Source organism: Archangium gephyra, from assembly GCF_042230915.1.
Classification (GTDB): Bacteria; Myxococcota; Myxococcia; order Myxococcales; family Myxococcaceae; genus Archangium; species Archangium gephyra_B.
Genome location: NZ_CP102578.1, coordinates 94,661 through 107,677, shown reverse-complemented (window position 1 = coordinate 107,677; position 13,017 = coordinate 94,661). Strand labels below are relative to the sequence as shown.

Sequence of the window (13,017 nt, the reverse complement as noted above, 5' to 3'; positions counted from 1 at the left end):
CGACGCTCAAGATGTCTCCGCCTCGTATGCTTGCGACTTCAAACACTGATGACACGACTGGCGAGTCCTCCGCAACGGACATGTCAGGAGGCCCGGTGCGCTACGCTGCGAGGAGCAGGGAGGAACGTCATGAAGCACGACGAGCACATCCGGGAGCAGGCGCGTCTGGCCCGTCAGCTGGCAGCCGAGCGGAGTCACCTCTTCGAGCAGGTGCCCTTCGCCCGGGAGCTGGAGCGCGCGGCTCCGGAACTGGAGCGCATCGCCCGGCCGGTGGTGGCCGTGGCCGGCACCGCCTCGGTGGACAAGAGCACGCTGCCGCGGGCCCTGGGCACGGACGCGCCCTGGAAGTGGTTGGAGGTGGAGTCCGGCGGCTCCGGCGAAGAGGGCGGCCTGAGCGTGGGCGAGCTGGCCGAGCACTGCCTGCTGGTGCTCGCCGCGGGAGAGTCTCCGTCCCGCGAGGTGCTGGCGTGGCTCCAGCAGCTCGCCGAGGAGTTTCCCGAGGGCTCGCTCCAGCTCGTCCTCACGCGGTGTGATGCGCTCCCGGAGGGCGTGTCTCCCGCCACTGTGCGTGAACAGCTCGAGCCGGTGCTGCGGGAAGCGGTGCCCCACCGGACGCTGTCTGTCTTCACCGTCTCCGGCACTGGAAGCGAGGGGCTGGAGTCACTGCGCGCGGAGCTGGCCGGGGGACTGGCGCGGCGGCAGCGGGTGCTGCTCGAGGAGGCGTTGAAGGACTGGAGTGGCCTGCTCGCGGACGTGCACGCGCTGCTCGGGATGAGGGATCTGGCGAAGCTCCGGCCGGAGACGCTCGGGCGCCTGCAACTGTGCCTGGACGAGCTGCTGCGCGAGGAGAGCCAGCGGCTGGAGGGCGAGCTGCCACGGCTCGCGGAGGACAGCCTGCGCGAGCTGGAGCCCCAGCTGCCCGAGGCCCAGCGTTCGCTGACGCGGGCCTTCCGGGAGAAGCTGAGCGCCCGGGTGGAGCCGCGCTCGCACGCGCTGCGCCAGCGGCTCGAGGAGGTGCTGGCGCGCGAGCTGGCGCGGGACGTGGAGGGCCCGTCCACGCTGGCGCTGGCGGACCGCTTCGGCAGGCTCGTCGAGCCGCGCTCGTTGTTCTTCGACTGGGGCTTCGCGCGCACGGGCGGAATGACTGGCGTGGGCGCCGCGATGTTGATGGGCGTGGCGCGCAAGCACGGCGGGTGGGCGGTGCTGGGCGCGGCGCTGCTCGGAGGGGTGCTCGCGGGCCTGCTGGGCAAGGGCGCGAAGGTGAACACCGCCGAGGAGCTGAAGCGCGTGGTGGCGGAGCCGCTGCTCGAGGACTCGCTGCGGAGGCTGAAGCAGGCCACCGAGACGTCCCGCGCCGATGTCGAGCGCCTGTGCGGCCTGCTGCGCAAGGTGGCGGAGATCTTCTCCCCTGCCCAGGCCCAGACCTACGATCCCGAGCGCCTGGGACAGGCCGTCACCCAGGCCGAGGACAAGCGCGAGCAGCTCGGCCGGGAGCTGACCGAGCTTCAGTGGAAGGACGCCCGCGCCTAGTGTCTCGAAAGGAGACTGCTCCCGGCCCCGGCATTGCACAGGGCAAGGGGCATGATGAAATCCTCTCTCATGGCCACCCGCCGCCCTCCCGAGTCCGAGTCCACCGAGCGAAACGCCCCGTCCGTCGAGGCGGCCTTCCAGGCAGCACCGGAGGAGATGGTGGCGCAGCTCCTGAACGGTCAGCTGCACCTGAGCCCGCGCCCAGCCCGCCCACACGCCAATGTCGCATCGAACCTGGGCGGCATCCTCACGGCGCCCTTCAAGTTTGGCAGTGGTGGACCCGGCGGGTGGGTCATCATCTACGAGCCGGAGATCCACCTCGGCCCCCGGCCGGACAAGCTCGTGCCGGACCTCGCCGGGTGGAGGCGCGAGCGCCTGCCGCGCGCCGTGGGAGGAGACAACGCCCCGGCGCACTACGACCTCGCTCCGGACTGGGCGTGCGAGGTCCTCTCCGAGCGCACCCGGCGCAGGGACAAGGGCCAGAAGATGCGCATCTACGCCCGCGAGGGCGTGCGGCACGTGTGGCACGTGGACCCGCTGGCCCATACGCTCGATGTGTTCCGCCTCATCGAGAGCGAATGGCTCCTCGTCCATTCCTTCGCTGGAGAGGAGCGGGTGCGCGCCGAGCCCTTCGATGCCCTCGAGCTCGACCTGGCGCTCGTCTGGTCCGAGTAGGCAGCACCCGCTACGGCGCGTGGCGGGGATGCCGGACGTGGAAGGCCGTGCCCGCCTTCGCCGTGGAGCTCACCTCGATGCGGCCACCGTGGGCCCGGACGATCTGCTCCACGTCCGCACCACGCTACCGGCAGACGCTTGAATCAAAGGTGGCGCGGGCCGCGGGGCAGGTGCCCTTCTTGCCGTGCGGCACGCATACCTGGACGCTCCCCGTGCAGACGGCCCCCGTGTCCGTGCTGGCGGTGAACCGCAGCAGGTAGAGACGTCCGGGGCCCGAGCCGCTCCGCTCGGCGCGCAGCTCCACCGTGGACGCCCCGAGCCCCCGGACATCCGGGCAGGTGCTTGCCTCTGCCGGGGCCTGGGGAGCCTCGCTCTGGAGCACCTGGTCGATGGTGATGTGGACCGGACTCCCGTCGGAGCTGGTCACCCCGTCCACTCCCACCGGGACGAAGCCGTGATTCGGTGGCCACAACACCGCGGCCTCCGGCCGGGCCCCGCCGCAGTCCACCGTGACCTTCGGGCCCACCACGCTCGTCACCACCGCGAAGTTGCGCGCACCCGCGGTGGAGGTGCTCTCCACCGTCGTGCTCTCCACCGTCGCCGTCAGGGTATCGGCCGTGCCCGGAGCCACGTCCTCCGGCACCTCCACCTGCACGGTGAGGGAGCGGCGCTCTCCGCTGCCGAGGGTGAAGGACTCGGGAGAGACACCGGTGACGAAACGCCGGTCATCCCGCACGGTGGAGCGGAAGGTCCCCGGAGCGCCCGAGTTCTCCACCTGGAAGGTATAGGACGTCCGCGTGCCAGGGCCGAGCGTCCGGGGCGGCGGCGCGAGCAGGCGCACCGTCTGGGATTGGCTCCTCCGCGTCAGCACCCGCTGCCAGGGTTCTCCGCCGGGCAGCGTGCCGCGAGCGTAGACGGTGAAGGGTGAGGAGGGAGGTACCACCGTCCCGGTGAGCTCGCGTGGAGGGACTCCCGGCGCGGGCGTCAGCTCCAGCTCCTGGAGGAGCGCGCCCGCCGGGGATCTCAGCTCGACGCGGGCGGAGGTGATGCCGCCGGAGAGCCTCGCCACCGCGGTGGCCGGGGTGGCGAGCACCGGAAGGCCCTCCAGCGCGAAGTACCCCTGGTGCCCCGGACGCCCGGCGGTCTCGACGAGCTCGAAGCGGTCCAGGGCCACCGGGCTCTCGCCGAGTACGTCGAAGGAGTACTCACCGGGCGGCTCCATCGTCGCGGTCCACACGCCGGGCGCGGGCTCGAGCACCGTCACCAGCACCCCCGTCGAGAGCTGAACGCGTTGCACTCCCGGCTCCACGCCCAACACCGGCGAGCCATCGGGCCGGGTGAGGTGCAGGGACGGGCTTCCACTCAGGGAGAAGGTCACCCGCGACACGGTGGAGTCGACGGGCACCGGAAGGACGGCCCGGGTGCCCCCGCGCTCGTCCGCCACCGAGAGGAGGTGCACGGTGTTGGCCCGCACGGTGGCGTCGATGAGGTGGGTGATGGGGCCGGCCTCGAGGGGCTGGAGCCGGAAGAGCTGTCCGCCCGTCTCCGAGGTGAGCTGCCGGTACTCAGGGGGAAGGGAAGCACCCGCGAGGCCCTCGCACGAGCCGAACAGGAAGGCATGAATCCTCGTGCCCTGGTGCCAGGCGAGGCTGCTGACCTGCGGCGCCAGGTGGCCGTCCTGGGTGCCCTCCCGGGTGAAGAGGAACAGCTCCCCGCCCTTGCCGGAGGCACCGAGCGCCTGGAGCGCCGCCGCCATGGATGGACCGGAGCAGCCACCCCCCGCCACCGTCCCCAGCGAGCCGAGGAGGCGTTTGAATTCGGCCGGGTCGTGCATCACCGAGAGGGGACCAGTGGACGCGTCCGTGAAGGGCACCAGGACGTAGCGCAAGGGTTCCTGGTCCGTGCCGAGCCGGGAGTCGACGAGCTGAAGCAGTTGGGCCTGGAGCGGAGCGAGGAGACCGCCGAGGCCACCCGTGGGGCCGATGGCCAGGGTCAGCGTCGGCCCCACGCCGAACAGGAGCTCGAGCTGGTTCCGGGTGAGCTGTGATTGGAGGTCGCGAATGAATTGCTTGCTCGCCTCCAGGGCCGAGTCCGCCGCCTCCGTGTGCATGCGGAAATGCGGCGACAGGGGTTGATACAGGGTGTCCTTGTTGATGCCGCCGGAGGGTCCGGGTCCCGTGTCGAAGGGCCCGCCATGGCGGCACTTGGAAGGCACCGCGGGCACCTCGTTCTCACCACCGTAGAAGCCGCTGGTCAGCAGAGGCGTGAGGAGATTGCGGCCGCAGTCGAGGAAGAGGCTCCCGTCCGAGAGGATGACGGGCTCGCACTCCTTGCACGTGGGAGTCTCCGCCGCGGCGGAAGCGGGAAGCGGCTCGCCGGAGCGCCACAGGCTGGGAAGGGCACCGCCGTGGCCCGATTCGATCCAGTTCGAGTGGGAATAGAAGTCCTGGAGCGTGTGGAGTGCCTGGCCCAGCTGACGCCGGGCGCCCTGCGCCTCTCCGGCCCGCAGGGAGAGGATGACACCCTCGAAGAGCGTGACGAGCCGCTGCTTGCCAGGAGCGAAGCTCTCTCCATCGAAGTGCTTGAAGCCATTCGCCTGGTCTTCGTCGACCTCGGCGTTGGCCGTCGCGGTCTCGTCGATGGCGCTCCGCATCGCGCGCGTCTGGTGCGGGGTCCCGAAGAACTCGGCGCCGAGCTCCGTCATCGCCTGCTTCGTCATGTCCTCGTGAGTCACCCCGGTTCCACCGAGGCCACACTTGAGCCCATTGGTGGGACAGAAGGCCTGGGCGGAGGGACCGGGCAGCGCGAGCAGGGCCAGGACGAGGACCGGCAAGGACTGGGAGAGAGCGCCGCGAACCACATGTCGGGATGTCATTCCCGGCATGGGTAGACCCCGTCACCGGAGCATGCAGGAGGCACCCCTGGAGACACGCCGGAATGCGTTCATGGCCAGACGCCCGGCCCCGCCCCGCGTCGGCTGCTATACCCTCTTCCGAGGACCTACCTGGGTACACCCACCAGGGCCATCACCGACGTGGAGAGTGCCGCGAAGGCAGGCGCTACCTCCGCGACGGAATCCACCACCTTCTTGATGCTCTCCAGCATGGCCTTGAGCGTCAGCCGGTTGGGCCGCTCCTTCCCAGCCTCCGCGGCCACCTGCTGGACCGCATCCACCACCTCCTCCAGCGACTCCAGCTTCGCCGCATGCGCCTCCAGCGCTCGCATGAAGGCCTCGAGCCTCGAGGCCACCTCGTCCCTCCCCGACTCATGCAGCGCCTCGGCCGCGGGGCGGGAAATCTGGAACCCGGCGCTGCCGCGCCCCACGACCACCTGCCCGGCGCTGAACGAGCCTCCGGACACCTGAATGCCTTCATTCCACCGGCTCATGATGTTGCTCTCTCCCTTCCTCTATTCCAAAGCCTGGCCACAACCCCATCCCTCTCTGTCTCAAGAGGACCTGGCGGCCGTCGCCGTCTTGAGGGGCCAATGCGATCCCGGCTTGGAGTCCGCTGCGCCCCGGCCTCCATTCGAGCGAATGACGGACATCGCCCCACTCCCTGCGACCGCCTGCGTCGCCGTGAACTGGCCACCACTCACCATGATGCCGCTGTTGATGATCGTCGTTGCCTGTTCTTCGAACCGGGACACGTCAACGCCATGCTCGCGGAGCAGTTCCTTGATGCTCCCGAGCGCCGCGTCGTCAATGGCGTGCCGGTACATCGTCAAATCCTGCACCCCGTAATAGTCATGGTAGAACGGCGACGCCACGCGTTCGCGGAACGACCTCGCCACCCCATAGCTGTATTGCTCGCCATCGCGGATGGCTCGCCGCTGGCTGGCATCTTCCCGATGCCAGGTGTAGAGCCGTGCCAGGAAACGGAAGACGTTGTAGAGCGCGACGAAGACATACGCATTGAGCGGGAACAACAACAGCGTCAGCAGGCCGGTCATCCCCACCCTTCCCGCGCGGCTTCCTCGCAGCAGGGGCTTCAGGCCGTACCGGGACTCATCGACGCTCGTCAGCAGGTAGGTCGAACCCTCGACGAAGGTCACCGCCCCCACGTTGTAGAAGCGCAGGTAGTACGACAGCGTCATGTCCCGGGCTGTATCGAGGTAGCGGTACAGGCGATAGAAGCGCTTCTCGCTGGACAGGTCGCCGTGCCCCAACCGCCACAGCTTTTCCTCCGGCAGTTGAGAGATCGGCTGGGTCTCCGCTCGAACGAGCACCTCCCCATCGGGCTTGAGAGTCCATCCTCGAACCAACAGCAGGGATTTCGTCTGCAGGTGAGGCAACTGCATCCGGTCCACGGCCTCATCGACAGCATGGTAGAAATCCTCGACGGGAATGGAGATGCGCTGCCCCGGATCCATTGAATCCTGAGGTGGCTTGCGCTCGATGGCCAGGGTCCAACCGGAGACCTTCCCCCCCGAGCCCAGGAAGGGCTCATACCCGCCAAACACCACGACGTTCTGGGACAGGTCCATGTTCAGCACCCATCTCCGGAACCAGCCCGAGATCGCCCCCACCTCGCGCACGGGAGCACCGGGTTGGAAGTTGCGTGACAGGAAGCGGCGGGCGTTCGCCCAGCGGAGATACCACCACTCGTACGCTACCAAGCCCGCTCCGAGCAGGTTCAGCACGATGAAGCCAAACGATGCGCCCATCAGGGCGAAGACCGACGGCCCTGTATTCAGACTCTTATCGGCGGCAACCAGCGAGAATCCCACGAGCAGGAGCTGGCCGAGGAGGGTGCCCAGCGCGGCCATGCTGAACAAGAGCGTCGAGCGGACGGCTCTGCAGGCATGGATGGAGATCTGCTCCAGGTCGAGGTTGTTCTCAGGACTCGGAGCCACCCAGTAGCCACGGCGCAGCGCACCGAGCAAAGCAAGGCCACTCCAGAGGCCTCGCTTGTACGCGCTGCCACAGAGCATGCGGTTGGCTTTGTTGATGACCTGCGCATACTGCCGTGCACTTTGCTCCAGGTCATTGGATGGATGGACAGTGACAGATCCATTCCCGGTGCTCTCCCCGCTTGCCCGGTCATGGTCCGTGCCAGCATTCTGCAACATGAGAAAATCCTCCCCATGGGGCTGAGCCGGGCTCGTGTCGTCTGTGACACGGCCGCCAGCGGCCAGAAGCCGCCGGGCCAGCAGCAGGGGAGGCATGGGGCTCAACCTGGGAACCGTGGCACCCTCACCCCGTCCCTCTCCCGGTGGGCGAGGGGAGATTGGGCGGAGATTGGGCTTATTGGGCTTACTTGCTCCTTGGCTTACTCACAGGTCTCCCCTCGGCGTCGTCGCCTCGCACAGGTGCTCGATGAAGTCTGGCAGCAGCTGCGCCGAGAGGATCCAGATCCGCCCCTCTCCCAGATCCACCAGCTTCGCCTTCTCCGTGTACCCCGTGTGCTCCGTCTCCACGTAGTGCACGAAGACATTCAGCCCCCGGGCCCGGTACCACTCCGCCGCTCCCGCCAGCAGCGCCAGCAGCGCCTCCTGCCCCTCCGCCGACGCCTCGTCCACCAGGGAGATGACTCGCAGCCCGTCCAACACGTGGAACAGGTTCAGCCCCACATGCGCCGTCTCCAGCACTCCCACCGCCAGCGCGCGCCCGTCCTTGCGCGCCACCAGCACGTCCCGCTCCCGCTTCATCCCCGCCTCGGCCCACTTCGCCTTGAGCGACTCCAGGCCGAAGCGCTCCGGCACCAGGTCCAACGCCTCCCGGTACGCCTCCGGCCTCGTCTCCTTCAGCCGCTCGAACAGCGCCGCCTTCTCCTCCTCCGTCGGCGCGCCCAGGCTGAAGCCCTCCGGCATCTCCCACTCCCGCCTCGCGTCCGCTTCCATGAAACGGAACGGCACCATGCACGCCTGCCCCGTGTGCTGGTACCACTCCGCGAAGTCGAACGCCGTGAAGCGCACCCACCTCACGTTCGCCTCGCAGTACGCCAGGAACCACTTCACCTCCGGGTCCGTCTGCGCCGGCTCAAAGCCTCTCAGATACACGTCCCGCAGCGCCTCGCGCGCCGTGCTCCGCAGCTTCTCGTTGCGCGGCTGGTGCCGAGCCAGTTGGTGCGCCAGCCAGCTCCCCGAGTACGGCTTCAGCCACGACAGGCTCGCCTCCACCGCGTCCCCGCTCGGCATCGGCCTCACCACCCGGTAGCCCAGCCTCCGGTAGCCCTCCAGCTTCTCGTGCGCCTCCCGGTACTCCGCCTGCATCCGCGCGAAGTCCGCCGGGCTCTTCCCCGACAACCGGAAGTACCCCGAGCGCTCGAACAAATCCCACGTCCCCCGGTTCCAATCCCCGGACACCCGCGTGTTCGGATGGCTCTGCTCCTCCACCAGCTCCCGCCAGCGCGCCAGCTCCCGCTCGCCCAGCGGCTCCACCTTCATCCCGCACCGCCTGCCCAGCGCCGTGCCCGTGATGTTGCGCACCTCCGCCCGCAGCCTCACCGGCTCCTTCCCCGCCACCCCCACCTCCAGCTCCGGCAACACCAGCCCCGGGTACAGCAGATCCTCCCCCGGCTGCGTCGCGAACGACAGGCCCTCGTACGAGATGTCCGTCAGCTCCCGCTCCACCCTCACCTGCGGCCACAGCGGATGCCCGAAGCGCGCCGTGCACCCCTCCCCCGCCGGCGCCCTCCTCAGCTTGCGGTGCCGGTAGCGCACCAGCTCGCGCGGCAGCGGCACTCCCCACAGCCCGTCCTCGTACACCGCCTGCTCCACCCGGAAGTGCAGCACCGAGCTGAAGCCAAACACCTCCAGCGTGAACGGCACCGGCGGCAGCGAGCCTCGCACCTCCCACGACACCCGCCCGTCGTATTTGTCATACAGCGCCGCCACCAGCTCCACGTCCCCACCCGCCGAGCGCGCCATCCCCCGGCACCGCCGTGCCGTCAGCGCCTCGAAGATGCGGCCAATCCGGTCCACCCGCGTAATCCGCTCCCGCCAGATGGGGTGCGTGCTCGGCGCCTCGAGCTGGCCCTGGTCCCTCCAGCCCTCCAGCATCGTGACGATCTGCCGGCCCTGGTCCAGCGGCGGTGCCACGAAGCGCAGGCTCAGCTCCGGCTGCTCCTCCGGCCCCGGCACGTACACATTCGTCACCTCGGCCCGCAGCATCTGGGCCTCGCCTCCCACCCCCAGCAACACGTTCGTCCGCTGTCCGGGCCTCAGCCCCGTGGGCCCCTTCAGGCTCACCGTCAGGTGCTCCGGCGACAGCTGCACCAGCCTCCCGCCCGAGCACAGCTCCCCCTCCACCTCCGCCACCGCCGCCAGCCCCGGGCCCATTCGGTAACCCAGGCCGCTCTCTCGCGTCCGCACGCGCTCCGCCTTCTCCGTCGCCATGGGAACTCCGTTTGTCGTGGAGAGCCGTCTTACGTGAACACTGAAAGTTTCTTTCCCCACCGTCGCCCCGGCCACCTGGATGGAATTTCGGTTCCGCCAATGTGGACACACGCCCAATGGCTTGCAGCGGCACCTCGGGGCCGGATCCGTGGAAGCGTTGCGAACCAACCCCGCCTCCGTGACGCGCTGGACAGTCAACACCCCCCTCGTACCGCGGGTAGGAATTGCCCGAGTCACGCCCCACACCCAGGGCATGGGCATTCCGTGCTCCCTGGAGTTTTCCTCGATTCTCGAAAACGAATGCCACCGCCCCGGGCGCACCACTGCCCCGGGCACGTCCGCTTCAGCGGCCCGGGAGGGGGGAAGTGTGGGTGGAATCCGCTGCCATTGCGCTCTCACGCGAAAATCACGGTGGTGGCTTTCGTCTTGGAGCCACCAGTCCTATAAGCTTGGTTTTCTCGAATGGCTGGGACGAAGCTCCCCTTCGCGCCGGGTGATGTGCGCGGCCGGCAGATGGGCAACTACGAGGTGCTCTGCCGCCTGAGCGCCGGTGGCATGGCGGAGATCTTCCTCGCCTCCAAGCGGGGCCTGGCCGGCTTCCACAAGCCCGTGGTGCTCAAGAAGATCCTCCCGGACATCCAGGGCCAGGAGGAGTTCGTCCAGATGTTCCTGGACGAGGCCAAGGTCACCGCGGCCTTCAACCACCCGCACATCGCGCAGGTGTTCGATCTGGACGTGGACGATGGCGAGCTGTTCCTCGCCATGGAGTTCGTCCCGGGCGCCACGCTGCTGGAGGTGGCCCGCGCCTGCCGCGCCGCCAACGAGCCCATGCCGGTGGGCCTGGGGCTGGCCGCCGTGCGCGACACCGCGCTGGCGCTGCACTACGCGCACACCTTCACGGATGCGCTCGGCCAGTCCTCGCCCGTCATCCACCGCGACGTGGCCGAGAAGAACATCATGGTGACGTACGAGGGCGTCACCAAGCTGCTGGACTTCGGCATCGCCAAGAGCCAGGCGGCCGCCAGCCGCACCGCCGCCGGCATGGTGAAGGGCACCAGCGGGTACATGTCGCCGGAGCAGATTCTCGGCGAGCCGCTGGATGCGCGCAGTGACTTGTTCAGCCTGGGCGTGGTGCTGCACGAGTGCCTCACCGGCATGCGGCTCTTCCCCGGCAAGGCGCCCATGGCGGTGGTGAACGCGGTGCTCAAGGGCCCCATCCCCGAGCCCTCGCGCACCAACAAGGCCATTCCCCCCGAGCTGGACGCCATCGTGCTCAAGGCGCTGGCGCGCAAGCGGGCGGACCGGTACGCCACCACGCTCGAGTTCGCCCGCGCCTTGGAGCGCGCGGTGGGCCCCCTCATCTGGTTGCCCGAGCAGAGCAGCGAGCTGTTGCGGCGCCTCTTCGCCGAGCGGCGCGAGCAGACGCGCCAGTTGCTCGCCAGCGGCCGGGCCGGCGTGGACAGCACGGGCGTGGTGAAGCTCGCCCAGCTCTTCCCGGACCGGGAGGCGCCCGCGACGCCGCCTCCCGCGCCCGCCACGCCGCCGCGCCTGCCCACCATCTCCGCGCCCCAGCTCCCGGCGCCCGGCCCCGCCCGCGTCGAGGAGACGGAGCTCGTCTCCTACTCCGTCGTCGCGAAGCCTCCCGCCTCGTCTCCCGCCTCACCTCCTGGCGACAAGCGGACCGCCTCCTCCTCCCAGTTCCCGTCCACGCCTCCGCCTCCTCCCCCGGAGACGGGCGTCCTCACGCCGCCGCAGTCCACGTCCCGCGTCCGCCCGCCGGCCCGCGCCTCGGTGGACCCTTCCACGCTGCCCTCTCTGCCCGTCCTGGTCGAGCCGCCCCGGGCCCCGTCGTCCGCCCCGGCTCGCGCCGCGGTGGACCCTTCCACGCTGCCCTCGCTGCCCGTCCTGGTCGAGCCGCCCCGGGCGCTCCGCTCGCCCACGCCCCTGGATCAGACCCGGGCCGAGCCGCGCGCCCGCAGCCTCGGCCGCTCCGACGCCGTGCCCGTCCTTCAGGAGACCCGGGAGCCCGCGCCGAAGACGGCCGTCATCCGGCCGCCGCGCCCCTCGCCCACCGGTGAGCAGCCCGTCTCCTCGGACCCGGACGCCACCCAGCCCCGGTACGACGCCACGCGCGCGGCACGCCGTCCCTCGATGGCGCACCTGGACGCCGTCACCCTGCCCACCGGCTCGCCCACCTTCCCTCCCGGGCCCTCGGCTCCCGCGGTGCCTCCCGCGCCCTGCGTGCTCTCCCCCGAGGGCCCCACCGTGCCCCTCATGCGCTCGCCGCTGGCCCGGCCCCCGCACGTGGAGGACGACGACGGGCCCGAGTTCCTCACCACCCCCTTCCTGGCCCCGCCATCCGCGTCCGCCCGGCCGCCGGAGGAGCCCGAGAACGAGGACGAGCCGGAGGAGATCCGTACCGCTCCCTTCCAGCTACCGCCGGCCGCGGCGTCCCGGCCGCTGCATCCCGGGCCCCGGAACGAGGATCCGGACGAGGAAGACCTCACGCCCGCCCATCCGCATTCCATCTCCCGCAAGCACGTCCCGGTGAAGCCCGAGGACGGCGAGGAGGAGGCCACCGTGTCCGGTGCTCCTCCGTCCGAGCCCTCGCGCCGGGGAGTGCTGTGGGCCACGCTGCTCCTCCTGCTCCTGCTGGGCGGGTTGGCCGTCCTCGTGGTGCTGAGGCTCGACGGGGGTCTCCTCTCCTCGCGGCTCTTCCCGCAGCCGCCGCCCGTGGCCACCGAGGCTCCCGCCCGGGACGCCACGCCCGCGCCAGCACCGGCTAGGACGGGAGAGTCCGCTCCAGTTCCCGTCGCCCCGGAGGCCGCCGCCGCGAGCGTCCCGCCCGTGGAGGCCGCTGCCCCCGCGTCCGACAGCCCCACCGCCACGCCGGAAGCAGCGGCTCCCACCGCCGCCCTGGCGCCCGCGCCCACCGAGGGAAGCGCCGCCACCGGGACGGGCTCGCCCGAGGCGAAGAACGAGGCCCTTCCCGCGGGGGGAGACGCGGCGGAGGCTTCTCCCGAGGAGCAGGCGCCCCCGGCCGAGGCCCCGGAGTCCGCGCAGCCGGCGAAGCGCGGCAAGGTGGCGCCCTCGCGCCGCACCCAGCGCACCCCCGCTCCCGCCACCGCCACCGCGGAGACCTCGCCCGAGCGGGTGACGACGGCCGACGAGGCGGACCGGGCCTGGCAGGCCCTGGAGCGCGAGCGCGCGGGCACGGCCGAGCCCTCGGGCGGCAAGGGCTTCCTGACGCTCGCCACCGTGCCCTACGCCAAGGTGTACCTGGGCAGCCGCCTGCTGGGTGAGACGCCCCTCTTCCGGGTGCCCTTCGCTCCGGGCAAGCACACCCTGCGGCTGGCCGCTCCCAACACCAAACCCCTGAAACTCCAGGTGGAGATCAAGGCGGGCGAGGTCACCTCCATCCGCGCGCCCCTCGAGGAGCTGTCGCGGGAGTGAGCGGCCGGGCGGGCCTCGTGC

The 13,017-nt window shown here is 70.3% G+C and carries 7 protein-coding genes; 3 read left to right on the top strand and 4 right to left on the bottom strand.

Translation table 11 applies throughout. From position 1 onward, the window contains the following. The first annotated feature begins 129 nt into the window (after positions 1–129). Both NR798_RS00475 and NR798_RS00470 read left to right on the top strand, forming a co-directional pair. On the top strand, positions 130–1,530 hold the full coding sequence (locus NR798_RS00475; RefSeq protein ID WP_375769387.1) for a hypothetical protein: 1,401 nt from the start codon (positions 130–132) through the stop codon (positions 1,528–1,530). Positions 1,531–1,581: 51 nt separating this feature from the next. After that, complete coding sequence (locus NR798_RS00470) at positions 1,582–2,205, top strand: Uma2 family endonuclease (RefSeq protein ID WP_375769386.1); 624 nt, start codon at positions 1,582–1,584, stop codon at positions 2,203–2,205. Between the two features lie 124 nt (positions 2,206–2,329). Here the strand turns inward: NR798_RS00470 and NR798_RS00465 are convergent, their stop codons facing one another. The 4 genes from NR798_RS00465 to NR798_RS00450 form a co-directional block, all read right to left on the bottom strand. Beyond that, complete coding sequence (locus tag NR798_RS00465) at positions 2,330–5,038, bottom strand: hypothetical protein (protein WP_375769385.1); 2,709 nt, start codon at positions 5,036–5,038, stop codon at positions 2,330–2,332. A 167-nt stretch (positions 5,039–5,205) separates the two neighbouring features. Next, entirely contained in the window at positions 5,206–5,592 is a 387-nt protein-coding gene (locus tag NR798_RS00460; protein ID WP_375769384.1) for a hypothetical protein, read from the bottom strand. A 60-nt stretch (positions 5,593–5,652) separates the two neighbouring features. Then, on the bottom strand, positions 5,653–7,371 hold the full coding sequence (locus NR798_RS00455; RefSeq protein ID WP_375769383.1) for a hypothetical protein: 1,719 nt from the start codon (positions 7,369–7,371) through the stop codon (positions 5,653–5,655). A 108-nt stretch (positions 7,372–7,479) separates the two neighbouring features. After that, the gene (locus NR798_RS00450) at positions 7,480–9,543 is read right to left on the bottom strand and encodes a PilZ domain-containing protein (RefSeq protein WP_375769382.1); all 2,064 of its coding nucleotides are present in this window, start codon (positions 9,541–9,543) and stop codon (positions 7,480–7,482) included. 462 nt (positions 9,544–10,005) lie between these two features. Between NR798_RS00450 and NR798_RS00445 the strand changes: the two genes are divergently transcribed. Next, entirely contained in the window at positions 10,006–12,996 is a 2,991-nt protein-coding gene (locus tag NR798_RS00445; protein WP_375769381.1) for a protein kinase, read from the top strand. Positions 12,997–13,017: the final 21 nt, after the last annotated feature.

Bases quoted from the DNA above. Each gene is read 5' to 3' on its own strand.
- NR798_RS00445 (WP_375769381.1), top strand. From the start codon at position 10,006: ATGGCTGGGACGAAGCTCCCCTTCGCGCCGGGTGATGTGCGCGGCCGG.
- NR798_RS00475 (WP_375769387.1), top strand. From the start codon at position 130: ATGAAGCACGACGAGCACATCCGGGAGCAGGCGCGTCTGGCCCGTCAG.
- NR798_RS00460 (WP_375769384.1), bottom strand. From the start codon at position 5,592: ATGAGCCGGTGGAATGAAGGCATTCAGGTGTCCGGAGGCTCGTTCAGC.
- NR798_RS00450 (WP_375769382.1), bottom strand. From the start codon at position 9,543: ATGGCGACGGAGAAGGCGGAGCGCGTGCGGACGCGAGAGAGCGGCCTG.
- NR798_RS00470 (WP_375769386.1), top strand. From the start codon at position 1,582: ATGATGAAATCCTCTCTCATGGCCACCCGCCGCCCTCCCGAGTCCGAG.
- NR798_RS00455 (WP_375769383.1), bottom strand. From the start codon at position 7,371: ATGCCTCCCCTGCTGCTGGCCCGGCGGCTTCTGGCCGCTGGCGGCCGT.